General features: G+C 41.8%; 26 protein-coding genes and 1 tRNA gene. 4 read left to right on the top strand and 23 right to left on the bottom strand.

Going from position 1 to position 26,240, the window contains the following annotated elements:
* Positions 1-23 precede the first annotated feature (23 nt).
* The 21 genes from CWC29_RS04660 to CWC29_RS04560 form a co-directional block, all read right to left on the bottom strand.
* Complete coding sequence (locus tag CWC29_RS04660) at positions 24-2,102, bottom strand: motility associated factor glycosyltransferase family protein (protein WP_128727897.1); 2,079 nt, start codon at positions 2,100-2,102, stop codon at positions 24-26.
* 4 nt (positions 2,103-2,106) lie between these two features.
* Positions 2,107-2,403 carry a hypothetical protein gene (locus CWC29_RS04655; RefSeq protein ID WP_138521931.1) on the bottom strand — a complete coding sequence of 99 codons (297 nt, stop codon included), beginning with the start codon at positions 2,401-2,403 and terminating at the stop codon, positions 2,107-2,109.
* Positions 2,396-2,824, bottom strand: coding sequence for a flagellar export chaperone FliS (fliS, locus tag CWC29_RS04650; protein ID WP_128727899.1), 429 nt, complete (start codon positions 2,822-2,824; stop codon positions 2,396-2,398). Before fliS ends, CWC29_RS04655 begins: the two co-directional genes overlap by 8 nt.
* Positions 2,825-2,839: 15 nt before the next feature.
* On the bottom strand, positions 2,840-4,264 hold the full coding sequence (gene fliD, locus CWC29_RS04645; protein ID WP_128727900.1) for a flagellar filament capping protein FliD: 1,425 nt from the start codon (positions 4,262-4,264) through the stop codon (positions 2,840-2,842).
* Positions 4,265-4,284: 20 nt separating this feature from the next.
* Positions 4,285-4,692 (bottom strand): flagellar protein FlaG, encoded by a 408-nt coding sequence (locus CWC29_RS04640; protein WP_128727901.1) that lies wholly within the window; start codon positions 4,690-4,692, stop codon positions 4,285-4,287.
* A gap of 78 nt (positions 4,693-4,770) precedes the next feature.
* Positions 4,771-5,742: a flagellin N-terminal helical domain-containing protein gene (locus CWC29_RS04635; protein ID WP_128727902.1), complete on the bottom strand. Its 972-nt coding sequence runs from the start codon at positions 5,740-5,742 to the stop codon at positions 4,771-4,773.
* Positions 5,743-5,896: 154 nt separating this feature from the next.
* Complete coding sequence (locus CWC29_RS04630; RefSeq protein ID WP_128727903.1) at positions 5,897-6,871, bottom strand: flagellin N-terminal helical domain-containing protein; 975 nt, start codon at positions 6,869-6,871, stop codon at positions 5,897-5,899.
* Positions 6,872-7,548: 677 nt separating this feature from the next.
* Entirely contained in the window at positions 7,549-8,520 is a 972-nt protein-coding gene (locus tag CWC29_RS04625) for a flagellin N-terminal helical domain-containing protein (protein ID WP_128727904.1), read from the bottom strand.
* 315 nt (positions 8,521-8,835) lie between these two features.
* Positions 8,836-10,071, bottom strand: coding sequence for a flagellar hook-associated protein FlgL (flgL, locus tag CWC29_RS04620; RefSeq protein ID WP_128727905.1), 1,236 nt, complete (start codon positions 10,069-10,071; stop codon positions 8,836-8,838).
* A 2-nt stretch (positions 10,072-10,073) separates the two neighbouring features.
* The gene (flgK, locus tag CWC29_RS04615; protein ID WP_138521929.1) at positions 10,074-12,086 is read right to left on the bottom strand and encodes a flagellar hook-associated protein FlgK; all 2,013 of its coding nucleotides are present in this window, start codon (positions 12,084-12,086) and stop codon (positions 10,074-10,076) included.
* Between the two features lies 1 nt (position 12,087).
* Complete coding sequence (flgJ, locus tag CWC29_RS04610) at positions 12,088-13,062, bottom strand: flagellar assembly peptidoglycan hydrolase FlgJ (protein ID WP_128727907.1); 975 nt, start codon at positions 13,060-13,062, stop codon at positions 12,088-12,090.
* A 108-nt stretch (positions 13,063-13,170) separates the two neighbouring features.
* Positions 13,171-14,238, bottom strand: a complete 1,068-nt coding sequence (locus CWC29_RS04605) for a flagellar basal body P-ring protein FlgI (RefSeq protein ID WP_128728054.1) — start codon at positions 14,236-14,238, stop codon at positions 13,171-13,173.
* A gap of 52 nt (positions 14,239-14,290) precedes the next feature.
* The gene (flgH, locus tag CWC29_RS04600; RefSeq protein ID WP_010606306.1) at positions 14,291-14,974 is read right to left on the bottom strand and encodes a flagellar basal body L-ring protein FlgH; all 684 of its coding nucleotides are present in this window, start codon (positions 14,972-14,974) and stop codon (positions 14,291-14,293) included.
* A 16-nt stretch (positions 14,975-14,990) separates the two neighbouring features.
* Entirely contained in the window at positions 14,991-15,779 is a 789-nt protein-coding gene (flgG, locus tag CWC29_RS04595; protein ID WP_010606305.1) for a flagellar basal-body rod protein FlgG, read from the bottom strand.
* Between the two features lie 16 nt (positions 15,780-15,795).
* Positions 15,796-16,560 (bottom strand): flagellar basal body rod protein FlgF, encoded by a 765-nt coding sequence (locus CWC29_RS04590; protein WP_095728188.1) that lies wholly within the window; start codon positions 16,558-16,560, stop codon positions 15,796-15,798.
* 123 nt (positions 16,561-16,683) lie between these two features.
* Positions 16,684-18,084 carry a flagellar hook protein FlgE gene (gene flgE / locus CWC29_RS04585; RefSeq protein WP_128727908.1) on the bottom strand — a complete coding sequence of 467 codons (1,401 nt, stop codon included), beginning with the start codon at positions 18,082-18,084 and terminating at the stop codon, positions 16,684-16,686.
* A 41-nt stretch (positions 18,085-18,125) separates the two neighbouring features.
* Positions 18,126-18,809 (bottom strand): flagellar hook assembly protein FlgD, encoded by a 684-nt coding sequence (locus CWC29_RS04580; RefSeq protein ID WP_095728186.1) that lies wholly within the window; start codon positions 18,807-18,809, stop codon positions 18,126-18,128.
* 17 nt (positions 18,810-18,826) lie between these two features.
* Entirely contained in the window at positions 18,827-19,258 is a 432-nt protein-coding gene (gene flgC / locus CWC29_RS04575; RefSeq protein WP_128727909.1) for a flagellar basal body rod protein FlgC, read from the bottom strand.
* A gap of 2 nt (positions 19,259-19,260) precedes the next feature.
* Positions 19,261-19,671 carry a flagellar basal body rod protein FlgB gene (gene flgB, locus CWC29_RS04570; protein WP_010369289.1) on the bottom strand — a complete coding sequence of 137 codons (411 nt, stop codon included), beginning with the start codon at positions 19,669-19,671 and terminating at the stop codon, positions 19,261-19,263.
* 279 nt (positions 19,672-19,950) lie between these two features.
* Positions 19,951-20,784 (bottom strand): CheR family methyltransferase, encoded by an 834-nt coding sequence (locus CWC29_RS04565; protein WP_045961733.1) that lies wholly within the window; start codon positions 20,782-20,784, stop codon positions 19,951-19,953.
* A 15-nt stretch (positions 20,785-20,799) separates the two neighbouring features.
* Positions 20,800-21,732, bottom strand: coding sequence for a chemotaxis protein CheV (locus CWC29_RS04560; protein ID WP_010606301.1), 933 nt, complete (start codon positions 21,730-21,732; stop codon positions 20,800-20,802).
* 140 nt (positions 21,733-21,872) lie between these two features.
* Here CWC29_RS04560 and flgA point away from each other — a divergent pair, with 140 nt between their 5' ends.
* The 3 genes from flgA to flgN all read left to right on the top strand — a co-directional run bounded on the left by flgA (position 21,873) and on the right by flgN (position 23,397).
* Complete coding sequence (gene flgA / locus CWC29_RS04555) at positions 21,873-22,580, top strand: flagellar basal body P-ring formation chaperone FlgA (RefSeq protein ID WP_128727910.1); 708 nt, start codon at positions 21,873-21,875, stop codon at positions 22,578-22,580.
* 72 nt (positions 22,581-22,652) lie between these two features.
* A complete protein-coding gene (gene flgM / locus CWC29_RS04550) occupies positions 22,653-22,976 on the top strand; it encodes a flagellar biosynthesis anti-sigma factor FlgM (RefSeq protein ID WP_128727911.1) in 324 nt (107 codons plus the stop codon).
* The gene (flgN, locus tag CWC29_RS04545) at positions 22,969-23,397 is read left to right on the top strand and encodes a flagellar protein FlgN (RefSeq protein WP_128727912.1); all 429 of its coding nucleotides are present in this window, start codon (positions 22,969-22,971) and stop codon (positions 23,395-23,397) included. Before flgM ends, flgN begins: the two co-directional genes overlap by 8 nt.
* A gap of 490 nt (positions 23,398-23,887) precedes the next feature.
* Here the strand turns inward: flgN and CWC29_RS04540 are convergent, their stop codons facing one another.
* Positions 23,888-24,364: an LPP20 family lipoprotein gene (locus CWC29_RS04540; RefSeq protein WP_138524475.1), complete on the bottom strand. Its 477-nt coding sequence runs from the start codon at positions 24,362-24,364 to the stop codon at positions 23,888-23,890.
* 201 nt (positions 24,365-24,565) lie between these two features.
* Between CWC29_RS04540 and CWC29_RS04535 the strand changes: the two genes are divergently transcribed.
* Entirely contained in the window at positions 24,566-25,762 is a 1,197-nt protein-coding gene (locus tag CWC29_RS04535) for a flagellar assembly protein T N-terminal domain-containing protein (RefSeq protein WP_128727914.1), read from the top strand.
* Between the two features lie 110 nt (positions 25,763-25,872).
* Here CWC29_RS04535 and CWC29_RS04530 read toward each other — a convergent pair.
* Positions 25,873-25,947: transfer RNA gene (locus tag CWC29_RS04530), tRNA-Arg, on the bottom strand.
* Positions 25,948-26,240: the final 293 nt, after the last annotated feature.

The following is a 26,240-nucleotide window of genomic DNA, read 5'->3' as shown; positions in this document are numbered from 1 at the left end:
GTCACTCTTTTATGTATCGACTTTTATTGACAAAGTCTATTTCTTTGACGGTAGTATTCAGGACACTGCTTAAGAAAGTCAGCCCAAGATTTTAACGCTTTTCTAAAATACGGAACCACTTCGTAATCATCACCAAAGTTATGAAGAATTGAAATTAATATTGAGGACGTATAAAGAGCCTCGCCTTCTAGCAACTGATACAAGCCTAAATGATCTGCAGAGTTTCTAAATGAGTACAAATACCTGAGACTTTTCAATAAAACTTCTTGCGCAGATTCTCGACTATCAAACTCTTCTTCCAAAAGCTCCACCATTGTGCCGCACAGCTGTTCAAACTCTTCTTCGCAAAGTAGCTTTTCCATAGATTCAATGTCAGCATTAGCTGCGAAAAGATTAGTTTTGATATGCTCCACAACTTGATGTTTATCAATTCCCCTTTCAGGCAACAAAATATCTTTACTCTCAAGTGGTATAGAGTGCTTAATCTTTGCTCCATTACTACAGTTATAACAGTTTACATTGTCTTTAAGAAATGACTCTAGAATCCTTTCCATTTGGCAGTTGCCAACATACATAAACTCATCAGAAAGTACTGTTTCGCAAAAGTTTCCAGGGATCCTGACTTGCCCACCTATTTTGGTTGGCTCAATGACAGTCTCACCTTCTTCACTGTAATAAAAGCTTGCCTTACTATGGTGGTGGTCAGGGTCTATGTAGCCATTATCCACACCAAACAGATATATTTCTTTAAACCCAAGGTGACATGCGTAACTCAGCGCAGTATTACCCACAAGGGGGTTTGAAAATGAAAGGCTCCGAAGCACTTTATTCTCATTCCTGTAGTGAGATAGTTGTAACATTTGTGTACCTGATTCACCAGGCTTAAGCGCCATTCCCGCCCATCCAAATAGACCAGCCACATCTGGATGCATCACATTAGTAACAAGCAAGTTTAAGTCTTTGCGCATCGATTCGGGTATATGCTGCTTGAGGAAATAATAGGTTGATTTAGTTCGTTCCAGTGCAACGTGAAAATCGGGAGTAATCCCATGCTTTATTAGTGCTGTGGTCGCTGAGTTACACGCGAATATAATGACTTTATCTTGGATCCGTTTTAGCGGTTCAATATTGGCGTCTAATGAAGGACCGTTTGCAACCACTACAGCTGGTATATCATGCAATAGCGCTTTATCTTGCTGTTCATTGGCAGAAAACATGAAGTTGCAGTTGTTTTTGACATTCCCCAATGAGTTAGCTATCCCGATCATAGCATCATCGAAGAAACCAAACCCCGCGAAGAACTGGTGATAATTCTTTTTAAATTCCGCGATCCATTTATTTACTTCAACTGATGGATAATGCTGATAAAACCAAGAGTGACAGACACTAGCTACGCTTATTTCCCTTGAGCGTGAATAAACCTTTTCGTAAATTTCATGTTCCGTCACCCCTACACCTAGATAAAGGTAAGCGCCTTGAGCCTCAATTTTTTCAAGAATAGAAACCCAATCGGAAACAAACAAACTAGCAAAAAAGTAGTCTTCATTCGGTTCAAAAATATTTACGTAACCAGCTTTACAAGCATCGATGACGTCTTCAAGGTGATAGCCAAGCCCAATACCAAAAATCATCTTGTTAGGAACTGCACTACCTAGCTTTTTAAATGGTGCTAAGTTCGATTTCGTCTCAACGAAGATTTCCCCTAATTTTCGCATCAATTCAACATGAAGAAATTCAATATCACCATTTTCGACAAATGCAACACCGGAGTGGTCTAAACGTCCAAGAATTGGGTTTTCGATATTTTTCTGTGTCTGCTTTTGAATTTGTGAAACTGGATCCTCGCTATACATAGGTACGCCAGTTTTATAATCAATAATATTGGCGCTGCCGTTAGGGTTAACAAATAAGTTAAACAGCGAGTTTGGCTCGTAGGTTAAGTATTTTTCGTAAATTTCTGGGAAATGTAATTTGAAGGCTTTGAGGTTTCTTTCAAACTTTAAATTGGCAGCTTCTATAAACAACTCTTCTCTAACCGCTTGTTCTTCCACGGCTTTTAACTTTACTTCAAGAGTCTCTAACTGGGACTTAATTGGATCCATGATATTATTTGAACTCGTTATATTTCTTGATTGAGGATTGTTTTCGCTGAATCTTCAGCAACTGCTCTCGGGTACTTCTTTTTTCTTGATTCATACGTTCAATCACTTCGTTCAACATTGCGATTGACTCTTCTAGGTAGACCCTTTTCTCTTCAACATCTTCTATCAAATCTGACCGTTTTTGAATACATAAACAAAATTTCTTGGTTTCTGTTTCAGCGAGTTCCATCTCACCTCTTTGAAGGTGTTCAAAAATCAAACACAACAATTCCCCAAGCTCGTCTTGATGCTGATTATCCATGACTAGCGTCTGGAGAAGCATTATTCAGTGTTTTAATCCGGACATCCACAGGGATAGCATCCCAAGCTGATTTAATTTCTTTCAACAGGTTAGACACTTCATCTACGATGGCTGAATCATTTTGTACTGATGCATCTAATAGCCTATCCATCATATAACTGTATAAGGCATATAAGTTTTCTGTCACTTCACCACCAACATCAAAGTCTAAGCATTCGCGTAATGCTTCAATAATTGCTGATGCTCTTGAAATATGCTCAGATTTGGCTTCTAGATTTCTTTTATCAATAGCTACTTTTGCCAATACCATTTTTTCAATAGCACCAGCCATCAACATCTGGATTATTTCATAACGATCTGCACCTGCCACTCGAGTTTTAAGTGCTTCTCTCTGGTAATTCTTAACTTTTGCATTATACATGTTCAATCCTCTCTATTACTTGGATTTGGTAAAGCCTGGCAGATTAGAAAGCTGAGCCCCCAAATAAGATTGAGTTTGCTGCATTTGCGCGATAAGTACATCAAGCCCTGCATATTTTTGACGTAAGCCAGCTTCAAATGACTTCATACGCTCCTGGTGATTTATGACATCGTCCTCTAAATCGTCAAGTTGAGCATTCAAACTAGTCTCACGTTGTTTCATAAGCCCACCTGAATCAACGTAATTTCCGAGTAATTCTTCTAATTTTTTGGCTACACCATTTTCCCCTGCAAATGCTGTACCAATATCATCGTAATTATCATCCATTGCTTCGTTTAAGCTGCGAACTAGTGATGACTTTTCTAAATAACCTTCTTTATTAACGCCAAGGCCCATGTCAAACACCGACTCAAATGGCCCAGCATCAGTCAACGTAGACCCCAGAGTAGAAACTAGCTGATCACTCAATGCTCTCATCGAAGCATCGCCATTTAGAGGCTTTCCTGCTCGAGTTTGCAAGCCAATCATTCCAACGAGGTTATTGTAATTTGTAATCAACTCATCGACGAGCTTAGTGACAGATTCTCTGTCATAATCTACGTCCAACTTAGCTGTTAATTTTGTACCAGATGTATCCTCAGGGCTAACCTCGAGTGCCCTTATCGTCATATCTTGGACAGCATCTTTAAATGTGTTTGTATCGCTGTTAACTGTAAGGCCATCTACCGTTATGATTGCATCTTGAGCTTTGTCCGCATCGGCAATGACCATGCCTCCAGAAGGGTTTGTTGTCTCGTCATATGTCTCAATAGCATCAAGCTCAGCAGTATCACTTGTAATCACGAGGTCGTTTCCATCGCCACTGACATTTGACGTGAAAACAAGTTTGGAGCCTACATCGGGATCGCCAGTGTTAATAATATTAGCAGTGATACCGAAATTAGTATCTGATGCATTAATAGCATCTCTTAACTCAGCCAGAGTCATTCCAGCTGTCACTTCTAAATCAAATGATTTATCCGCACCTGCTGAGAAAGACAAAGTACCACCACTTGCACTAACAACAGTGTCGGCTGAAGCAAAAGCACCATCAGCAGAAACGGCTCTGCTTCCTTGCGCCAACTGTTCTACGGCAATCTTAAAATTACCTGTAGAAATATCTGACGTTGGTGTTACGCTAATTATTTCAGCACCATCCGGTTGACGAATATTAGCGATTCGCTTGCCAAAGTTATCGATGTCCGCTAGTTTTTCAATTGTGTCTTTAAGTTTTGAAATGGCAGATTTAACCTCACCGACAGAAGACAATTCAACTTTCAGTGATTCTTGCTTTGCAGCAAACCTTTGCATCTTGGGTACGTTTTCCGCATCCACAGAAGCTTTTATGATTGACTCTAAGTCAAGCCCTGAGCCAACACCCGCAGATGTAATAAGTGGCATAATCTACCTCCAAATCTATATCAGGCGGTTTTATCAAATAACACGCCACGCTTTGTAAGTTTATCGGCAAACTCTTCCAAAGCCTTAGCTACTTCCCTAAACTCTTTTGAAGGAATTTCCCTAATTACTTCATTGCTAGACTTATCTAAAACAAGAACAACCGGAGGATCACCCTCTTCATCAAGTTGAAACTGTAAGTTCGTAGCCGTAACGGGAATAACATCGTTTAATCTTGCTAAATTGTCTTTAACTTCTGATATTAACTGTTCATTACTGCTAGCACCTTTACCATTATGCTCAGGTGAATCTTCAGGTTTTGCTCTATCTGGAGCAATACCACCTTCATTGTTTAATTCTTGTTTTGGTTGCTTATTCAGTTGACTATCAACCGAATAGTTTAGCCCTTGAGAAATTTGAACATCACTCATCTAGACCTCCTGTAAAGCCTATAAAGAGTATACGTCAAGTTCGCGAACATTCCCAAACTTGACGCTTTTCTCAGAATATTACCCAAGTAACGATAGTGCTACCTGTGGACGCTGATTAGCTTGACTCAAAATAGAGCTACTTGCTTGTTGTAAAATCTGCATCTTAGTCAGGTTGGCAGTTTCTTGAGCAAAATCGGTATCTCTAACTCGAGATTGAGCTGCTGATAAGTTTTCTTGGATATTTGACTGGTTACGAATAGTTGACTGGAATCGGTTTTGTACCGCACCAAGCTCAGCACGTTTTTTATCAACTACCGCAATCATGGTATCCATTGCAGCCAGTACTTCCTGTGCATTTTCTTGCGAAGATACACTAATTACTGTGGCAGCCATGTTGGTGAAACCAGCGGTAGCCTCCGTAACACCAGTACCAACATTACTGATACCAGCAGCCAATGTTGACATTGTTTTGCCAGTTACTGCGGAAGCGACACCCGCGATACCAGACATTGTGAAGCCACCATTTGCTGTCAAAGAGTTAGAACCATTCGATGACGAGCCAATGTCTTTCATACTAAAGCTTATAGTCTGAACGGCATCAGAGCCAACTTGGAAATTTGAATCATAGGTGCCGTCAAGTAGATTTTGACCACCAAAGGTTGTGTCTTTAGCAACACGGTTAACTTCCGATGCCAACGAGCGAATTTCTTCTTGCAGTGCCAATCGGTCTTCGTCTGTATTCGAACCATTTGATGCTTGTTGCGCTAACGTACGAATACGCTGAAACATTTGTGTCGTCTCATCCAAAGCACCCTCTGCGGTTTGCGCAAGAGAAATACCATCATTCGCATTTCGAATACCTTGGTTTAATCCATTAATTTGTCCTGTTAGACGGTTCGAGATCTGCATACCTGCAGCATCATCTTTTGCACTGTTTATTCTAAAGCCTGATGACAATCTTTTAAAAGAAGTATCAAGCGCACTACCTGAGTTCATCAATTGTCTTTGTGCATTCAATGAACTGACATTGGTATTAACGTAAATAGCCATAATAGCCTCCGCTTTATAATACATATTTCAACGCTGCGGGATACCCCTACCCTGCAGTATTGAAGAAGTTAGAGTACTAGATTGATAGTTCTCTAACTCTTCTATCGACTATAAAAGAGGAAGCTTTAGTTTTTTTTTAGAAAAATTTAACTCATTAGCCTTGTAGTAGACTTAAAGCTGCTTGAGGCCGTTGATTTGCTTGACCTAATATAGTTTGGCTAGCTTGTTGTAAAATTTGATTCTTCGTTAACTTTGCTGTTTCTAAAGCAAAGTCCGCGTCTTTTACTCGCGATTTAGCTGAGTTTAGATTTTCAGATACGTTCGATTGATTTCGAATAGTCGACTGAAAGCGGTTTTGAACAGCACCCAGCTCTGCACGTTTTTTATCCACTACAGCTATCATTGCGTCCATCGCTGCGAGCACTTGTTGTGCATTTTCTTGCGATGAAACACTAATCACAGTTGCAGCCATGTTAGTAAAACCGGCAGTCGTTTCTGTTACTCCGGTGCCAATATTACTAATGCCAGCAGCCAACACTGACATCCCTTTACCTGAAACCGCAGACGCAATCCCTGCTATTCCAGACATAGTAAAACCACCGTTGGTAGTCATGGAGTTATCACCATTAGCTGTAGACCCGACCTCTTTCATACTAAAGCCAATAGTTTGAACAGCATCAGCACCTACTTGGAAATTTGCAGAGTAGGTTCCATCAAGCAAGTTTTGACCACCGAATGTCGTGTCAGTCGCGACACGATTTACTTCAGCTGATAGCTGACGAATCTCTTCTTGGATCGCCAAACGGTCTTCATCAGTATTAGAGCCGTTGGCTGCCTGTTGCGCGAGCGTCCTAATTCGCTGAAACATAGAGGTGATTTCGTCCATCGCACCTTCAGCTGTTTGAGCAAGAGAAATACCGTCATTCGCATTACGGTTACCTTGTTCAAGCCCCATGATCTGTGAATTTAATCGGTCGGATATCTGTAAACCTGCAGCATCATCAGCAGCGCTGTTTATCCGCAGACCAGAAGATAGACGCTTGAATGAAGTATCTAGTTCATTACCTGAATTAGTCAATTGTCTTTGTGCATTAATTGCACTGACATTGGTATTTACATATAAAGCCATAACTCACTCTCTTTTTGCCAAATCAATATCTAATTGATAGATAGTTAAATGACAAAGCGGCATGCATGTTTCAGGTTTTCTTTTTACTAAGGCAACCAATTGCCACTTTGACGCCAAAATTAACTCTACTGGGTTTAAAGCAAGTTACAGGCCAAAAAGACAAAACGTTATAAATGCAGCTAAAGAAATCAATTTAACACCATGATAAATATGGACTTTATAGTTTTCTCTTTTGGGATTTTGATATAGATACCATCGTAGCGTCAATTTACTGTGCTTATTTGAGCGGTACTCATATACCGTGTGAGCGATGCTTACCAATAAATCTTAAATAAAATAGCCTAGGCATTGAAGTAGCTGATTAAATAATCTGAGCATCGGGCATCTAGTACTCACACATTGATTTAGCGACACGAAAACAGATATAACGCTCTGTATAGTTGGAACTAAAGGAAGTTAATATATGGTAAAAGAGGGGCTGGCTAGCCCCTCTTTAGTAAGTTTGAGAGTGAGTGTCATTTTTCTAACACAAACTTGGCATGGTATGTGCTTTAATTAACGTGTTCATTGATTTAATGAACGCTATTGGATTTTTTAGCTCCTCCGCTTTATCATCCAATTCGGTGCCTAAGCAAATACCCCATCTGGCTTAGGCACCTTTTACCATCCTAGTTAAATTATCCTAGTAGACTTAATGCAGCTTGAGGACGTTGGTTAGCCTGACTTAAGATTGTTTGGCTTGCCTGCTGTAGAATCTGCATTTTAGTCAAGCTTGCTGTTTCTTGAGCAAAGTCAGTATCTTTCACTCGAGATTTTGCAGCTGATAAGTTTTCCTGAATATTCGATTGGTTACGAATAGTTGATTGGAACCGGTTTTGTACCGCACCAAGCTCAGCTCGTTTTTTATCAACTACTGCAATCATTGAATCCATCGCAGCTAACACTTGTTGTGCATTTTCCTGTGACGATACACTGATGATGGTAGCTGCCATGTTGGTGAAACCAGCTGTCGCTTCTGTAACACCGGTGCCAACGTTACTAATACCAGCAGCAAGGGTTGACATTGTTTTGCCAGTTACTGCGGAAGCGATACCCGCGATACCAGACATTGTGAAGCCACCATTTGCTGTCAAAGAGTTGGACCCATTCGCAGACGAACCGACGCTTTTCATACTGAAACCAATTGTCTGTACAGCATCTGCACCGACTTGGAAGTTAGCCTCGTATGAACCATCTAGTAAGTTTTGTCCACCAAAAGTTGTATCTTTTGCTACACGGTTAACTTCTGATGCTAAAGAGCGGATTTCTTCTTGAATCGCCAATCTGTCTTCATCAGTATTCGAGCCGTTTGAAGCTTGTTGAGCTAGGGTACGCATGCGTTGGAACATTGAAGTTACTTCGTCCATCGCCCCCTCTGCAGTTTGTGCAAGAGAGATACCGTCATTCGCGTTACGGTTACCTTGGTTAAGACCATTGATTTGTGAAGTCAAACGGTCTGAAATTTGTAGGCCTGCAGCATCATCAGCAGCGCTGTTGATACGAAAGCCTGAAGATAGACGCTTAAATGAGGTATCTAGTGCGTTACCAGAATTCATTAATTGTCTTTGTGCGTTCAATGAACTTACGTTAGTATTTACATAAAGTGCCATGATGGTTCTCCCACTTTAAATCGAGTCTTTCACTCTCAAACTTAGAAACTTTCCAACCTTTGAATGTTTTTCACTCTCCGGCTTGGTTATTTAAGTTATCGGTCGGCAAAAATTTTCCTTTAGTGTTTTTTTTAAAAAAAACATAAAAACCTGATTAATAGTGACTTTTTGATTAATGTGGAACAATCGACAGAAAGTTATGGCTATGAGCTTATACTGATGAAATGCATTTAAAATACTTTTAATTTCAATATATTAAATTGAATAACAGTGTTTTAAGCTGTTTTGAAGTAGGTAACCTTTAAAGGCTACCTTTTAACGAATATAGTCTAATAGCGAGAGGTTAGTTAGGCGGCCAAAGGTTGCCTGAGAAGCCTGCAGTGCAGTTTCATGTTTAGTGAGCTCAGAGATCGCAGAGTAGAAGTCGACCTCAATCAAAGCTGCCTTATTTGCCTTATTATCAACATCTAAGTCTGAATTTGCATCAGATACAAGCTTTGCGGCGTTTAACCTACCACCAAGCCCCGCTTGTCCCTGCGATATTTTAATCTTGGCATTATCTAAGCCCGTAATACCATCAGCTAGTACCTGCTTATAATCATCCCCTATAATACTGGGGTCTCTCAATGACGTAATCATGGATTCTAATGTATTTAGAATGTTTTCCTTTTGGGGCTTCTCCAAGTCAAAGCTTATTTGGCCTGGCGCAGCACCAGCAAAGTCAAACTCCATACCAGCGACTTTAATAGTTCCGCCTTCTGCAGTACCAGTTGAAATAACCGTGCCCCCCTGCTCAAGCTGATAAGTATTTGGTGTCCCGGCTGTCACCACTAGGTCAAAGGTATTTGCACCTGCAGGCGCACTAGGATCCGCGTTGTAATTTGCCTTGTGAAACTCATCAAAAACCCCTTGTTCGTCCACGTACACGGAGGCCGATGTAATACCACCAGAAACCACACCTGTATTTGAAGTAATATTCAGTCGCTTCTCTGCACTTTCAAATACATCAAAACCGTTATCACTTGAGCGTATTTCGACGCCCTCAGAAACTTTTATTTTATGCTGTCCTTGGTCACCGTTATATACGTACTTTCCAGTAGCTGAGTCAAAGCTATAGGTTTGCGTATTATCTTGATAGCCGGAAAATATAAACTTACCATCTTCACTTTTTGAGTTCATTAAATCCAAAATAGTATCTTGGATTGACTCTAGCTCATCAGCGATTGCTTGACGGTCAACATCAGATAACCCGCCATTACCGGCCTGTATCGACTTGGTATAAGCGCTATCAATGGCCGTTTTAATATTTTCGAGTACTGACTCTTGAGTGTCTAATCTCGAAGACAGCATAGTCAAATTCTTAGTAAACTGATCGTTTGCTTGGATCCGGTCGTCAAAAAGCATCGCTCTAGCAGTCGCTGAAGCATCATCAGAAGCACTCAATACCCGCTTTTGCGTGTTCAGCTGCTGTGTTGCTTTGTTCACATCTTGCTGATTACGCAAAATAGAATTGAGATTTGAATTAAAAATTTGATTTTGAGATAAACGCATAATTACCTCGCTGCACTTAATAAGGTATCGAACACGGTTCTTGCTGCTGAAATGACTTGCGCAGAAGCCGAGTAAGATTGTTGAAAACGTAACAAATTGGCTGCCTCTTCATCTAGATTTACACCCGATAGAGACTCAAACCATGCGCTTGACTGATTGGCTAGCGCTTCGAATGCCGCGCCATTAGTTTTCGCTTGATTGGTAATAACTCCTACCCCGGTGACAATATCGGCATACGCCTCATTAAAGGTTTTATGGCTTTCGGTACTACCTGTAGACTCTAGATTTTGTCTAACTAAATCAGATGATTTCAGACCATCAAGCGCTGCACCATTACGGTTGTCATCAAAGCCACCAGTGTTAAAGCTAATTTCAAAACTATCACCGGTATTCGGTGTCCCCTCGATATCGAACGTGAAACCAAGATTGTCAAAAGGTGCTGGCGCAGCTCCCACTGTGGAAAGTATATCTTTGCCATCGGCAGGAGCGGTAAAGGTATGCGTTGTACCTGAATTACTGGTCAATGTATATTCGTTAGCGTTAGCGGTTTTAGTCAGAGTATATGGACCATCATTCAAGGTTGGCGGCGTTCCCGCCGTAAACGCACTGGTCGCAGGATCGGTATCAGTGACGACTCCAGCTGAAATGGTCGCCGTACCATTATTGTCTGCTGATTTTTCAGTGCGAATTGGTGACGCTAATGCAAGTGCTTCTGGTCGTTGAGTTGCAAGCTCCAACCCGGTTGAAGCCTGTTGATTTAATTTTACAAGAAATCTATCACCTGTTGCACCACTACCCGTTACGTTCATTTGTAAGCCAAAATAATCACCTGTTCCCGTGATGACTCCTCCTGCGATATTACCAGTCGTTGGAGTACCGATAGGATTGCCTTTGGCGTCTACAGCTGTTATTTCAACGGTTGTTGCGCTGGTATAAGTAACTTGGAAGTCAGTAGCTGGCAACTCATTGCCGCGTCCAGGCTCAAGTGTTGCCGTAAGCGCTGCGGTGCCTGTATTCTCGCTGTAAGCAAAGCCGCCCACGGTAGGGATCTTAAATAAGTCTCCCCCTATGTTGCCATCTAAGTCCATTCCCAATCTATTTTGCTGATTAAAAGCATCTGCTAATGCGAGGCCAATTTGACCTAGTTGGTTCTGTGCCGGGATCAACACTTCATCTCTAAATGCCAGTAACCCGCCGATTTTGCCTTTCAAACTGCCGCTATCTAACTCAAGTTGCACAACATTTTTATCTTTAATATCTAGAGTTAGCTCTTTATGGTTGGGATCTGGGTTGCCTTTCATCGCAAATAAATTAAAAGCGCCACCTTGCATCACAAGCGCGTCCCCAGTGCCTAAAAATACGAGCTTCTCGCCATTTTCACCGTCGAGTGTTTCTATATCTACAAGCTCAGCAAGCTCCTTAATTGCTTGATCGCGCTCATTAAGCACGCTGTGATCGACATTATTAAGATTGAGCGCTGACTTACTCGCCACTTGTTTATTCAATTCACTGATTTTTTGAACAAGGTTATTAGCTTCTTCTGAGAAAATATCCAATTGCTCATTCACGATACTGTTTTGATCAACAACAATACCTGACAATCTATCCATTTGATCGACAAGACCTTGAGCGCCCGTCATGAATAGAGATCGGTTAGTTGTCGACGAAGGCAAGTTAATCGCGCTTTGTAAATTATTAAACATCGAGTTGATACTCTTGCTCAGGCTATTCGAGTCTTGTGCAAATAATGTATCAACGCGACTTGCCTCAGTGACAAACTGCTCATAGTAAGACTGATTGGAAATATCACGATTCAGTTGCTGCTGCGCGAACTGGTTGATCAAACGCACCGTTTCACCACGACCAACCATGCCACCTATCATTGTTCCGTGCTCAGTCCGTTCACGGATATACCCTTTGGTATTTAGGTTAGCAATGTTTTTACTGGTGGTTTGTAGTAACTCGGAGTTAGCCCTAACCCCTGCCGCACCAATATTTAATAGATCAAATGACATCTCATCTGACTCCCTTTGTTAGCGCACCGGATAAGAAATCGGATACATCAATACGCTTTAAAACTGACTTAATTTTGTTGGCATAATTCGGATCGGTCGCATAGCCTGCATTTTGAAGTTCACTTAGATAGGCATGACTATCACCAGCCTTATTTAAGGCTTGCTCATATCTCGGATTACCTTTTAGAAAACTGACATAATCATCAAAGCTTTGTTCTAGCGACTTATAAGCACGGAAATCGGCTTGCTTTTGCACCGGTAACCCTTGCTCAAATTCAAGTGTCGATTTTCTGGCGCTTTCACCACTCCAGCGGCTATCCGCTTTGATATTGAATAGGTTAAAACTGCTACTACCATCTTTTTTGCTGATGATGTGTTTACCCCAACCGGTTTCCAGTGCAGCTTGTGCAACCATTACCGCAGGGTTCAAGCCTAGCTTTTTCGCAGCTGTTTGAGCGTATTCCCAAATTCTGTCGACGAATTCCTCAGGAGAACCAAAGCCTGTTTGTTCATCGCTTGAGGTATCTGCCTTAACATTGACAGCCTGCGGTTCGGATTTATTCACACTCTCACTTGCTGTCGTCTGTTTTTTAAAGGAAATATCGCCGTCAGCTCTCATTACAGAAGCAGGCTTATACTTTTCAGAATTAGGAGACAACTGTTGCACAATCAGATCTGCAAGTCCTAAGCTGCCCTGCTCAGATAAGTGCATCGAAAGTTGCTGATCATGCATTTCTTCAAAAAATTTGACACCGCTAGAGTTAAATGGACTGTCTTTATCCTCTAGCGCCTCATTCGCTTTACGCATGCTCTGTAACAACATTTGCGTAAAGATAGACTCAAACTGTTGTGCCGCCTTCTTCAATGCCTGATCAGAGGCACCTTGATCGCCAGCACCTTTCAGCGCCTCTTTACGGATCGAATCAAGGTTTCCTAGGTCGAAAAAGCTTTGATTTTTCAATTGGTCGGTGTTCATACACTCAGCACTGTTTGACGTTAATAACTATACAAATAGAAATGCAAAATCCGAGCCAAAAAAAAGCCTCACAATTGTGAGGCTAACTAGTTGATTAATAATAGAACATCAAATGACGACTAATTGACCATTTATTGCGCCCGCTTCTTTTAGCGCTTCAAGGATCGCCATTAAATCGCCTGGTGCTGCGCCAACTTGGTTAATTGCTCTAACCAAGTCATCAAGGCTCACGCCTGGGTCAAATACAAACGCTCTAGAGTCGTCCTGATTTACGTCGATAATACTTTGCTGCGTCACTGCTGTTTCACCATTCGCCAGCGCATTAGGTTGAGATACATTTTGCTGCTCAGCAATTGTTACGGTAAGGCCGCCATGGGTAATTGCCGCAGGCTGTAGCTTGACATTTTTGCCAATAACGATAGTGCCTGTGCGAGAGTTAACGATGATCTTCGCTGCGGTATCTGCGGGTTTAAATTCTAGATTCTCTAGCGTAGACAAGTAAGCAACGCGCTGAGACGGATCTCTTGGGGCAATTACTCGCACTGAGGCTGCATCCATAGGTTTTGCGCTGTTTGGTCCAACAAGTCCATTGATCGTGTCGGCCAAGCGCTTTGCGGTAGTGAAGTCGGGCCTATTCAAGTTAAAGGTGATGTAATCGCCCTGAGTAAACGGACTTGGTACCGCTCGTTCCACTGTCGCGCCATTTGCCACGCGGCCTACAGTCGGCGTATTGATCACAACTCGACTCCCGTCGGCACCATCAGCGCCCAAACCACCAACAATCAAACTACCTTGCGCGATTGCATATACATTACCATCAACCCCTTTAAGAAAAGTCTGAAGTAAAGTACCGCCTCGTAAACTACCAGCACTACCAATAGATGACACAGTCACGTCAATGGTTTGACCGGGTTTAACAAAAGGTGGCAAGTCAGCGTGAACCGCAACAGCCGCAACATTTTTAATTTTTGGCTTTAAGCTTGCGGGCATCGTTATGCCAAAGCTATTCAACATCGCTTTAAAGCTCTGCTCGGTAAATCTGGTTTGCTCACCGGTACCAGGCAAGCCTACAACGAGGCCGTAGCCAACCAGTTGGTTTGAACGAACACCTTCAACCATACTGACGTCTTTAACTCGCTCAGCAGAAGCCAAAGAAGAAAAACCAACCAACGTCATGGCCGCACCGATAAGCAAAATATTCTTAAACATATTGTTCATTTTCAGCACCTTAAAACGGCATCAGCGCGCTCATAAAGAAACTCGTTAACCAACCTGCACTTTGTACTTCTTGTTGATCACCTTTACCCGAATATTGAATTCTGGCATTTGCCACTCGATTGGACTCAACCGTGTTATCTGCCGTCACATCTTGAGGTCTTACCAATCCTTCCAAGCGAATAAATTCCTCGCCGGTATTAAGGGTTAACCACTTTTCGCCGCGGATCACTAAATTACCGTTAGGCAATACTCGGGTGACATTAACTGAAATATTACCAAATAAGCTGTTGGACTGATTAGACTTCGAGTCACCAGAAAAAGAAGAGCTGGATTTAGCACCAAACTGTATTGCTTCTTTTCCGATATTAATGGCGTTGCCACCTAGGCCAATCACAGGGTCTAGGCTCGAATCACTGGATTTATCCAGCTCAGAATTTGCAGCTTTGGTTGCCTGAGTCGTTTCTCTGAGTACGATGGTAATAATATCACCGACTCTTAACGCTTTTTTGTCAGCATAGAGATCGTTGGAAAACTGCGTATTAAACAATGACCCTGTTGCCACCATTTGGGCTTGGTTATCCTCGGGATAGATAGGTGCATAATACGGATCGTCACGCACCACATTTTTATTTTGTGTTGTACTACATCCAGATAATGCAGCGACCGTTACGATGGCTAAATATAATGCACGCATAATACCCCCTACCCAATTACAGCTGTTGATTAATGTAGCTCAGCATCTGATCTACCGTTGAAATCACTTTTGAGTTCATTTCATACACGCGTTGTGTTTCGATTAGATTTACAAGCTCTTCCGTCACATTAACGTTTGACGTTTCAAGTGCGCCTTGCACAATCTTACCTAACCCTTCAACACTTGGGTTACCTTGCACCGGAGCACCACTTACCGCGGTTTCCGTGTACAAGTTTTGCCCAATCGGTTCAAGACCTGATGGATTAATAAAGTCACTAATTGTCAATTGTCCGATAACAACGTTTTCAGCTTGTCCAGCAACTCGCACCGATACTTCACCATCTTGAGAAATAGTAATTGACTGTGCATCGTCGGGTACGTTCATCTCAGGTAACACAGGAAAACCCGCGCCTGAAGTAACTATCCGCCCTTCTTCGTCCGTCGTGAACTGACCATTTCTTGAATATGCGGTTGTGCCATCTGGCATCTGAATCTCAAAAAAGCCCGGACCTTGGATCATCCAATCCAAAGAATTTTCGGTACTTAACATATTGCCTTGAGAAAAGTTCTTTTGGTTGGCGACCACTTTGGCACCTGCACCAAGCATCAAACCAGACGGTAACTCTGTATCTTGAGAGCTGCGACCTCCGGGTTGATTGATGTTTTGATATAGTAAGTCTTCGAATATCGCCCGACTCTTTTTGTAACCAACGGTACTGGCGTTAGCCAAGTTGTTAGAAATAACTGAAATATCAGTTTGCTGAGCATCTAAGCCTGTTTTACTTATCCACAATGCCGGATTCATAATCTCTACCTCACTCTTAAACTATGCGTAGGAGCGAAGTGTGTCGCTCATCTATTTCTTCAGCTGTTTTCATCAGCTTAATTTGCATTTCAAATTGTCTTTGATGGTTGATCATATCGACCATCTCATGAACAGGATTGACGTTAGACATCTCTAAGAAGCCGCTCATCACTTTTGCGGTTGGAGATATTTCACAAAAGCCACAAATCCCATCTTCTAGCTTATCTTCTTTTGGTCTATAAAGGCCGTCATTACCTTTTTGTAGCTTGCTATTATCCGCTTCAATAATTTTCAGCCTATCAACCACTTCCAGAAAGTTAGCAGGAGCGCCTTGTGGACGCACTTGAATAGAGCCATCGTCACTAAAAACCACCTTATCAACAGGGATAGGCAAGACGATGGGCCCACCTTCGCCAATAAGTTGACGCCCGTGAGCGGTGACTAACGCACCATCATTACGAATGTTGAGTGTGCCGACTTTGGTGTAAGCTTCTTCACCCGACGCATCAACAACACTGATCCACGACTTGTCATCTACCGCAATATCAAGCTCTCGGCCAGTTTCAACAATTGCACCGCCAGTCATATTAGTACCAGGGCGCTCTTGCATCGCGAAAACTCGAGTAGGTAGCCCTTCGCCAAACGCCTGCATTGAGCGCGCTTGTGCAAAATCAGCTTTGAAGCCAGTCGTGTTGGCATTAGCAAGGTTATTCGCTTTAAGTGCCACACCGCGTAAGCTCTGCTTAGCGCCTGACATTGCGATATACACCATTTTATCCATGACGATGACCTATAAAATTCAAACTTAACTTAGTTAATGCAAGCACAGTGCCAAAGTGAGGAGATGTTTTTGACGGACATAAAAAAGGCTGCCTTTGGAGCAGCCTTTGGAGGGCATAATATATTATCGGATCTGTAATATATTTTGTTGTAATGTAGAGTTAACCTCAAGCGCCCGAGAGTTCGCTTGGAAGTTACGTTGAGCACTGATAAGGTCTACTAACTCGTTAGTCAGGTTAACGTTCGATTGCTCTAGGGCCGATGAACTAATACCACCAAGCGTACCTGTGTTTGGCTCACCCGCAAGAGGTTCACCAGAAGATAGGCTCTTCTTCCACTCAGTATTGCCAATCGCCTGAAGGCCTTGAGAATTCGGGAAGCGTACTAGCGCTACTTGCCCTAAGAACGTTGAGTCGCCGTTAGTATATGAAGCCACTACTTTACCATCAGTACCAATATCAATACCAGCTAAACGGCCAACGGTCGCACCGTCTTGCTCCAATGCTTTTACTTCAAATCGACCAGATGAGTATTGCGTTGGTAGTTTTTGAGCAGTATTTGCTTCATCACGCCAGTTAACAACAATGTCATTTGGAAAAGTTGCACCGTTATCAAGCAAGTTTGACATACCGATAGTTGGGTCAACTGCATCTTGAGGTCCAGCAAGACTTAAGGGGTTAAATGTCGAGCCAGTATTGTTACTAAATGTCAGTGGTGAAGCTGATGGATCATCCGCTGTTTGTGAAGGAATACCACTTGCGTCAAAACGAAATACGCTTACTGGTGTGTATGGCACAGGTGGTGTAGCTGTCGGGTCAATTTGCTGCGCATTGTGGTTAAATGGCTTATCGTCCATTGTTGCGTAAGTTGACCATTCATTATCCGCCGTTTTTCTGAAGAATAACTGTAATGTATGTGATTCACCCAACGAGTCATATACCGTAATTGCCGTTCTTGAATTATATGAGGCCCGTTGCTCAGGATCAAAAGCAATCGTAGGTGGTTGCGCCGTCGCATCTAAGTTAAACGAAGTATAGATTTGCGATGTTGCTCGAGGAGAACCTGATGCATCTGGAATTTGAACGGGCGATGTTGTGCTCAAACTCAAAGACGTTGTATCACCGGTTGATGGATCAACAGGGAAGCCTTGCAAGTAGTCACCTTTTGCATTCACGATAAAGTTGTCTTTATTTAATTTAAATGCACCAGCTCGAGAATACGTAAAATCCTGTGATTGCAGAGAGTTTGACATGGCAAAATAGCCTTCGCCCTCAATCGCCAAGTCTAGCGAGTTTTGCGTAAACTTTAGTGACCCTTGGTGGAACTGCTGTGCAACCATCGTAGTTTGTACACCATCACCATTTTTCGTTTTGCCTGAGCTAAAAACCGAAGACGCGTAAACGTCAGCAAATTCTGCGCGAGACTCTTTAAAACCAGTCGTGTTTACGTTAGCAATGTTGTTTGCTGTTACGTCCAAGTCTTTTTGCGCGGCGGCAATACCTGTCAGTGCTATATTGAAACTCATACTCTCACCTCTAAGTTCTTAAGGTTAATTCTTTAAAACTACTATGCTATTTCAGCAATATCAGTTAAGCGCACCGCGCCTTCTTTGGTATTAATGACGATGCCATTAGCACCATTAACATTAACACTGTCTATATTTCTAAATGTGGCCGACGGTAAAGTTTGATATTCACCTTCAATCATGCCCTCCGCTTTTATGGTGTATTCACCTGGAGGCATCATCTCACCGTCTTTGTTTTTACCATCCCAATCGAAACGCACAGCGCCAACACTTTGTTCGCCAAATTCAAGCGTATTTACGAGCGCTCCAGATTCATCATAGATACCCACTGATAAATTCTGAACTGGCTCCTGTACAATCACAGAACCTTTTGTAAGTGCATCGTCGCCATGTTCCAACGTCGTCGATTCGAGTAATGCTTTTTTACCAATCAGTGTCGATGCCTGAAGCGCCGAATTAGAAGTCATTGATGCAGCCAACGAGTCAAAGTTTTCATTTAACTTTGAGATCCCCTCAGCCATGGTAAAACTTGTCATCTGCGCGATCATTTGATCATTGTCTGCAGGTTTACTCGGATCTTGGAAAGAGAGCTGTTGAGTCAGCAGCGAGAAGAAATCTTCTTGCGATAGCTCATCTCTGGGCTTTTTCTCCTCAGCCTGTTTTTGCCTATCCCAGTAGAGTGAATCTACACCCGTTGAAGAAGTGGCATTTACATTATTACTCATCAGCTGTTACTCCCAATTTAGCGCTGGCCTAGTTGCAATGTTTTACTAAGCATTTGCTTTGCAGCGTCTGCAACTTGAACATTGGTTTGGTAAGAGCGAGAAGCAGAAATCATGTTTGCCATCTCCTCTACCACATTCACATTCGGTTTATAAATGTAGCCATTTGCGTCAGCACTTGGATGGTTTGGGTTGTATTCAACTTGAAGCGGCTTATCGCTCTCAACCACACCCAATACTTTTACTCCAACTGACGATCCCGCGACATTGCTCTGGGAAGCTGAAGCTTTGGAAAGTTCAGCGGCAAATACAGGGTGCCTAGCGCGATAAACATCATCTTGACTAGAACTCACTGAGTTTGCGTTTGAGATATTACTTGCGGTGGTATTTAGTCGCACATTCTGTGCACTCATTCCTGAACCCGCAATATCGAAAACGTTATATAAACTCATAATTATGCCCCTTGCCCGCCGAGTGCCTTCTTAAGACCACTGAACTTACCACCAAGAAATTGCAAACTGGCTTGGTACTCTAATGCATTCTGTACATACAAGTTTCGTTCCACTTGTATGTCGACCGAGTTACCATCACCTGTATCTGCTTGATTTGGCGAACGATATAGTTCAGACGAGTTACTCATTTTGGTACCACCACTTAGGTGTTTTGCATCTGTTCTAACCATATCATTGCCGCTTCTTTGCATTGTTTTTGCCGCTTTTAAAGCGCTGGCAAAATCAATATCTTTAGCTTTGTATCCTGGAGTGTCTGCGTTTGCGATATTGCTTGCTAGAATTTCAGCGCGTTGTGAGCGAAGCAGCATAGTATGCTGGTGAATTCCCAACGCTTTATCGAAACTAATTGCCATTATCTGACTCCAAAAAATTGACTCGGATATGATAAAGCAATCTTTAGGCCAGTTTTAAAATAAAATTTATTCGTTAAATTTCAATGTGTTATATTATATTTTTGGAATAACTAAACTTGAAATAATACAGAGGAGTGAAATAAATAAGAGGGAACGTCTGAATAGTTAGCGGTTTAGCTCAAAAATTCAAAGCTAATAAAAATAGTCATTGAAACTGCGACTGCATACAAATGTTCAATACCTAACTATAGCGAACGTCCTTGCCGCTATATGTAAGTATTAAGTCTTTTTCTGATAGATAATCCCAGGATTACAACGGATCATATTAAAGTCGTCACTCAACCCCGCCATCGACTCCGATGCTCCTAAAAATAAATAGCCATTCGGGTTTAACGACTGAGCAAATTGCGAAATGATTTTAGCTTTCACTTCTGGTGAAAAATAAATCAAGACATTTCGGCAGAAAATAACATCAAATTTGCCCATCAACGCATAAGAATCTAACAGGTTTAAATGTCTAAAACTGACCATTTTACGAATAGGTTCGACTACTTTAGCCATTCCATTACCACTATCCATAAAAAATTTCTTTCTACGTTCAGGCGATAAGCCTCGCGCCAAGGCCAGCGCGTCGTATTCAGCATTCTTACACATATCAAGCATCGTGTTAGAAATGTCTGTACCGATAATTTGAACACCCATTTTTAATGCACCAGGGCTTTTACTTACATATTCACTCGCAGACATCGCGATTGAATATGGCTCTTGGCCCGATGAGCTTGCCGCCGACCAGATCTTAACAGGACGTCTTAAGTCTTTAAACTCAGGTAAGATTTTCGATTTAATTAATTCGAATGGGTAGGTGTCCCTAAACCAAAGCGTTTCATTCGTTGTCATCGCATCCACCACAGCGGCACGCAATTGCCGCTCATGGGGACTGAGTGTTTTAGCTACTAAAGATGATAGTGTTTCCACACCAAAGCGAGCCATTAGAGGAGCAAGTCGGCTTTTAACCAAGTACAATTTATTGTCACCCAGTACAATACCGCACTGCTGCTCTAAAAAGGTTCGAAATTGGTCGTACTCTTTTTGCTCTAAATGCTTATTTTCCAAGTGCTACCACCAGCTTTAATCACAATGAACCCATTTCTTAACCGCTGAGGCTAGCTCATCTGGGTTAAACTTAGCAATAAAATCATCAGCGCCAACTTTCTCAATCATGGCCTGATTAAATACACCACTCAGTGAAGTATGAAGTATCACATGCAATGGCGCTAATTTTGGATCAGCTTTTATTTCAGCTGTTAGCGTGTAACCATCCATTTCTGGCATTTCAACATCAGAAATCAATAGTCCTACTCGCTCAGTGACATTATTTTGACAATCCATTTCGGCTATTTCACGAAGCCTTATGAGTGCTTCTTTGCCGTTCTTTGCCAACTCAGTCTGGACGCCTAATGGCTCCAAAGCGCGTTTGACCTGATTACGAGCAACCGCGGAGTCATCTGCAATAAAGACAATACGCTCACCCAAATCTTTTTGCATTTCACCATCCGAGACAATGTCAGCACTGACTTCTGTATTGATCGGACAAATTTCATTGAGAATCTTTTCTACATCTAATATTTCAACTAGCTCGTTTTCAATCTCAGTGACCGCTGTCAAATAGGAATATCGACCTGCTCCCGATGGTGGGGGCATTATTTTTTCCCAATTCATATTCACTATGCGTTCTACCGCACTGACTAAAAAACCTTGAACGGAGCGATTGTATTCTGCAATTACAATAAAACAATTGCGAATATCTTGAATAGGAGGCCCGCCAACAGCAAGTGACATGTCAATTACCGATATAGTTTGACCTCGAATATGAGCAACCCCTCGGATCAGAGGATTTGACTTGGGCATGCTTGTCAATGCAGGACATTGAAGCACTTCCCGGACTTTGAAAACGTTAATGCCGAAGCGCTGTCGACCTTGAAGTCGAAAAAGTAATAGCTCGAGACGGTTTTGTCCAACTAATTGTGTACGCTGGTTAACCGAGTCTAAAATACCTGCCATTTCAATCTCCTACTGTATAAACCGCTAATCGGAACGATCTTTGCTTCGACTCTGATATGGTTTACCACCCTTGATTAGGTGCAGTTATTAAAGCAGAATCTTTATACCTTGTTTCACCCAATAAGCATAGTCGAAACATCATGAGTTTGTTAAAAAAAACCCATTACATTCAGTTTTTTTGTTTGTTCGCTTATTTTATAGGCGTTGACTATGGTTATTGTCAGCAATATGACAACAAAACTTTAGAGCAAAACGCAATAAAATTTGTCGAACCGAATGTAGAGCAAGATCCCGATAGTCAGTTATCGATTACTGCGATACCACTAGATTCAAGAATTCCAGCAAGAGACTGTCAATCGCCATTGCAATATAGTACAGCGATGACTCCGCCTTTTGATACTCAAGTGACTGTTCAAGTAAGATGCAGCGATACGCTCAGCTGGACTCAATACGTTCACGTGCGTATCGATCATCTATTCCCCATTTTAGTTAGCGCGACCATGTTAGAGAAAGGCCGTGTTATTCAGAATGAAGATGTAAAAATAGAATATCAGCCAAAACGTTTTCGCAGAGTCTCTTATATAGAAGATAAGTCGATACTAATAGGCAGTCGAAGCAAGCGAAATATTAGAGAGGGCCAAGCCTTTACTCAAGCTCACATTTGCATGGTCTGTAAAGGTGATACCGTGACGATTGTTGCTAAATCAGGCGGGCTTGTGATCAAAACTCAAGGAGAAGCACAGCAAGATGGCAACCGCGGTGAACTTATTAATGTTAAAAACTCTCGCTCTGGCAAAACCTTACGTGCTAGAGTAATAGAAGTGGAAACAGTAGAGGTGAATTTATAAAAAATTTGCTAAAGTAATACTACTGAACGCCGATAATATGGCTGAGAGTATAATTTTATTGGGTCTACAAACATGGTTAATCAAGTTAACGGTCAAAATCAGTCTACATCCGTTGCTAACAATGTTAAGCAACAGAAGGCTGAATTGCAAAGAAATGATGCCAACAACGCATCAGTTAAATCACCAGCTTCGCCTAAAGCAGCAGCGGATTCAGTTAGCCTGACCCCGCAGGCACAACAGCTGAAAACTGTCAATGAGAAAGCACAACAATCATCAGGCTTTGACGATAAGAAAGTCGAAGAGCTGAAAAAAGCGATTGCAGAAGGTAAGTATCAAGTTGACGCGGAAAAACTAGCTAAAAACATAGCGGCATTTGAGTTCGAAATATATGGATGACTTGGTTCGGCTTTGCCACCACAAACTTTCAGAACAAATCTCGACGCTAGAAGCGATGACCCAGCTTCTGGCGCGTGAGCTTGATGAGCTGGCCTCTCGGCGAGGCGACAATTTAAAAGAAATTGCTCGTGAAAAGTTAACTCTCATTTCAAAACTACAAAAGCTCGATAATGAATTATCAAAAACCGAGTCCCACGTTTTTGAGCACGATGATGTAATCCCACTCATTGCTAAAGTACGTACTCTACTTCACGAATGCCAAACTAAAAATGAAATCAATGCTAAAACGGCCCACCAAGCCAATGTAAGCACTCGTGAATTGAAAGGAATTTTAATTGGGGCGCCAACTTCGATTACCTATGGTCAAGATGGCAGCGTGAAAAGTAGCGACAGTGAATTAGTACGTAATTTAAAAGCTTAATGACTCGCTTGAGGAAGCTCCGCCTTTGGTGCTAGCGAATACCTCACGAGCGTTAAAAACAACACGATAACACTTCTCTATACTCCTTATGATAATAATCATCACAGCTGCTTTAGAATTCTAAGAAAAGCATATTCTAGATTAGCTTATTTATGGCCTGCTTATCTTTCAGGTTTGTTTTTATACCAGTTGTATTAAGTAAATGATCTATCTTGAAGCGGGGAAATAGCTTTAGTAGCACCGCTCTCGCGTCCTGCTACCGCTAAGGTACCTATATCCATATAGGCAAGGCAAAAATTTTGCTATTTAGTTGTTCTAAATGAGAAACTTTTAACGAAGCTAATATGCTATTTCACCCTTCAAATTGATTAGAGAATTAATTCAATTGGTATTACAGCGGCTGAGCCTAGCCAGCAAATCGATCGTCGCGACCAAAACCTTCTTAGAAAAACAAAAATCAAGCAGCAAAGGTCAACAGGCTCTAGACTGCTTACTTAAAACTGTAAGATATTTTTTTGATTTTCTGCGGCTTGACTTGAGTAATATACAAATCATAAACGCGTTTCATATCAAGCTCTAATTCCGTTGCGTAAGTATCACCGACCGCGTAACTTTTCAGCACCTTAGCCCCACGAACAAGTCCATTTACTTGGCTCTTAAGGCCGTCGTTTTGGGCAATAGCACCCTTTACCGTGATAGTGGATGTCAAATTCTGGCCATAGAGTTGCTCAGCCAGCTCACGATAGGCTTCTAATTTTGAGACTTTAATGGCCATCAGCTGCTTCTCACCCGCAGTTTTACCCGGCTGAGCACTTAAAGGCGCATACCCCACAGCACGTAAAACAGGAAAAGTTTCCGGTTGCACCGTTTCATATTCAATGTGCTTGTCAACGAGGCTTGAACAGCCGCTGAGCCATGTCAGCGAGCAAATCATAACAATTGTATTGATAGAATTAGTGATACGCATTTCCCGCACTCCGCTACAATCTATACCAATCAAATTTAACACCTCCCCTGCATCTTAATCTCGCAGGGTTATTGCGGCTTTATTGAGTATTGGCAATAAGTAAAATTAACCTTCATAATGTATGATTATGCACGAACCTTGCCAAAATTTGGCACAGGTATTGCTGAGTTAGAGGGTAGTTTTTGATCTGGGCATTTAAACATGAAAAAGCAATTTGCGAGCAGTCTATCATTGTTGTGTATCACCTTAACTAATCCTGCTTATGCTGAATGGTTTGAAGTTACTGGCATGGCTGACGTTAAAAATGGCGATCATCAAAAAGCAAAAAGAAAGGCGGTAAACGATGCCATTACACAAGCTTTGCTGTTTTCTGGGGCTTCGGTAAGCAGTGTACAAACCGTCACCGATGGTGTGCTCACCCAAGATCAACTTAAGATCCGCTCAAATGCTGAGATTCAAAGCGCCAACGTAATTGCTGAAGCAAAAGTCGGTGACTCATGGCAAGTGACATTACATATTGATATTACCCCACAAAGTGCTCAGTGCCCGACCAGTGCATACAATAAACAGGTTGCAGTCACACAAAGCCAGTTAAAAAATAAACACCAAGCAACTTTAGGTCAAATTTTTGACATAAATAAAGTGGTCAGCGAGCGTCTATATCAGACAATGACCGAACAAAAGTTGAGCTTAGAGCCCGTTCCCTATTTTGCACAGACCATAGATGTTAGCCGCTTTTTCAGCCAGCGTTTTGATTATAATGAACAACTAATCGAAACCATTACAGCAAATACCAACAGCCAGTTTGTACTGCTGAGTCAAATTACTGATATTGCTAGTGTCGATAAACTTAATAGTGACCTCGCATTTTGGCAAAGTGATAAATACTTAAGAAGCTTCAAGGTAGACTTTGCGCTGTTTGATGCGCTTTCTCATGAAAGGGTATGGCAAAAGCAATATGCGACTCAAGGCGTGTGGCCGTTTAAGAAAACTAAATTAATCGATGTGTACAGTGAGCGCTTTTGGCAGACAGATTATGCTGATGAGATCCAAACCACGCTGACACAAATCGCAACTGATTTAAACGCAGCGGTCGCCTGCTTACCAACCAATGGCAAAATCCTACATATTGATGATGAACAAGTCGTTATTAATTTGGGCCGTATGCATGGCTTAGAGAATGGCCAGATCCTTAACGTAGCGCATAGCAATCCGCTGACTAATGTCGATGGTAAAGTGTTTATGCATCAAATTAAAACCATTAATAAGTTGCAAGTGATCCAAGTGAATGCGCAAAACGCCATTGCAGTAAACATCAGCAATCGCCCACTTCATAATGTCCAAATTAATGACTTAGTTGAAATTCAAATGGAAAATGAGAATGAGTTTGAGCTGTAGCGTTAAGACTACCACTTGCAAAAGACAGGTTTTTCGATAGCTTTACACACTCTACAACATGCTTTCGCCGCCCATTTACTCTGGTAATTCCACGCAGAAGTGAATACTAATGGCGTCCCCAGTAGGAATCGAACCTACATCTAAGCCTTAGGAGGGCCTTGTTTTATCCATTAAACTATGGGGACAATCTTTAAAATACCAGGTAACAATCACCTTTTATGACCTTCACTAGCGAGGTCTGCGTTACTTAATACCAATTAAAGTCGAGATTTGTTGACTACCGATCGTACTGCATCTCAATGACTTCGCTTTAGTATACTGATCTTAATGAACTTTTAAAGATTAATAGTCAAATTATTCGCAGGAATAAATGGAGTTAATAAGTAGGCGAATATACACTGTTACGACCTACTACCGCACTTTCCATTGCTTGCCCTACGGTTTGAATAAGAAATTGGATAGCGTTTTTTAATAAAAC

Source organism: Pseudoalteromonas galatheae (assembly GCF_005886105.2).
Lineage (GTDB): Bacteria > Pseudomonadota > Gammaproteobacteria > Enterobacterales > Alteromonadaceae > Pseudoalteromonas > Pseudoalteromonas galatheae.
The sequence above is the reverse complement of the archived record's forward strand: the minus strand, read 5'-3'. Positions and strand labels throughout refer to the sequence as shown.

Bases quoted from the DNA above. Each gene is read 5' to 3' on its own strand.
- CWC29_RS04660 (WP_128727897.1), bottom strand. From the start codon at position 2,102: ATGGATCCAATTAAGTCCCAGTTAGAGACTCTTGAAGTAAAGTTAAAA.
- CWC29_RS04655 (WP_138521931.1), bottom strand. From the start codon at position 2,403: ATGGATAATCAGCATCAAGACGAGCTTGGGGAATTGTTGTGTTTGATT.
- fliS (WP_128727899.1), bottom strand. From the start codon at position 2,824: ATGTATAATGCAAAAGTTAAGAATTACCAGAGAGAAGCACTTAAAACT.
- fliD (WP_128727900.1), bottom strand. From the start codon at position 4,264: ATGCCACTTATTACATCTGCGGGTGTTGGCTCAGGGCTTGACTTAGAG.
- CWC29_RS04640 (WP_128727901.1), bottom strand. From the start codon at position 4,692: ATGAGTGATGTTCAAATTTCTCAAGGGCTAAACTATTCGGTTGATAGT.
- CWC29_RS04635 (WP_128727902.1), bottom strand. From the start codon at position 5,742: ATGGCTATTTACGTTAATACCAATGTCAGTTCATTGAATGCACAAAGA.
- CWC29_RS04630 (WP_128727903.1), bottom strand. From the start codon at position 6,871: ATGGCTTTATATGTAAATACCAATGTCAGTGCAATTAATGCACAAAGA.
- CWC29_RS04625 (WP_128727904.1), bottom strand. From the start codon at position 8,520: ATGGCACTTTATGTAAATACTAACGTAAGTTCATTGAACGCACAAAGA.
- flgL (WP_128727905.1), bottom strand. From the start codon at position 10,071: ATGCGTTTATCTCAAAATCAAATTTTTAATTCAAATCTCAATTCTATT.
- flgK (WP_138521929.1), bottom strand. From the start codon at position 12,086: ATGTCATTTGATCTATTAAATATTGGTGCGGCAGGGGTTAGGGCTAAC.
- flgJ (WP_128727907.1), bottom strand. From the start codon at position 13,062: ATGAACACCGACCAATTGAAAAATCAAAGCTTTTTCGACCTAGGAAAC.
- CWC29_RS04605 (WP_128728054.1), bottom strand. From the start codon at position 14,238: ATGACGTTGGTTGGTTTTTCTTCTTTGGCTTCTGCTGAGCGAGTTAAA.
- flgH (WP_010606306.1), bottom strand. From the start codon at position 14,974: ATGCGTGCATTATATTTAGCCATCGTAACGGTCGCTGCATTATCTGGA.
- flgG (WP_010606305.1), bottom strand. From the start codon at position 15,779: ATGAATCCGGCATTGTGGATAAGTAAAACAGGCTTAGATGCTCAGCAA.
- CWC29_RS04590 (WP_095728188.1), bottom strand. From the start codon at position 16,560: ATGGATAAAATGGTGTATATCGCAATGTCAGGCGCTAAGCAGAGCTTA.
- flgE (WP_128727908.1), bottom strand. From the start codon at position 18,084: ATGAGTTTCAATATAGCACTGACAGGTATTGCCGCCGCGCAAAAAGAC.
- CWC29_RS04580 (WP_095728186.1), bottom strand. From the start codon at position 18,809: ATGAGTAATAATGTAAATGCCACTTCTTCAACGGGTGTAGATTCACTC.
- flgC (WP_128727909.1), bottom strand. From the start codon at position 19,258: ATGAGTTTATATAACGTTTTCGATATTGCGGGTTCAGGAATGAGTGCA.
- flgB (WP_010369289.1), bottom strand. From the start codon at position 19,671: ATGGCAATTAGTTTCGATAAAGCGTTGGGAATTCACCAGCATACTATG.
- CWC29_RS04560 (WP_010606301.1), bottom strand. From the start codon at position 21,732: ATGGCAGGTATTTTAGACTCGGTTAACCAGCGTACACAATTAGTTGGA.
- flgA (WP_128727910.1), top strand. From the start codon at position 21,873: ATGAGTTTGTTAAAAAAAACCCATTACATTCAGTTTTTTTGTTTGTTC.
- flgM (WP_128727911.1), top strand. From the start codon at position 22,653: ATGGTTAATCAAGTTAACGGTCAAAATCAGTCTACATCCGTTGCTAAC.
- flgN (WP_128727912.1), top strand. From the start codon at position 22,969: ATGGATGACTTGGTTCGGCTTTGCCACCACAAACTTTCAGAACAAATC.
- CWC29_RS04540 (WP_138524475.1), bottom strand. From the start codon at position 24,364: ATGCGTATCACTAATTCTATCAATACAATTGTTATGATTTGCTCGCTG.
- CWC29_RS04535 (WP_128727914.1), top strand. From the start codon at position 24,566: ATGAAAAAGCAATTTGCGAGCAGTCTATCATTGTTGTGTATCACCTTA.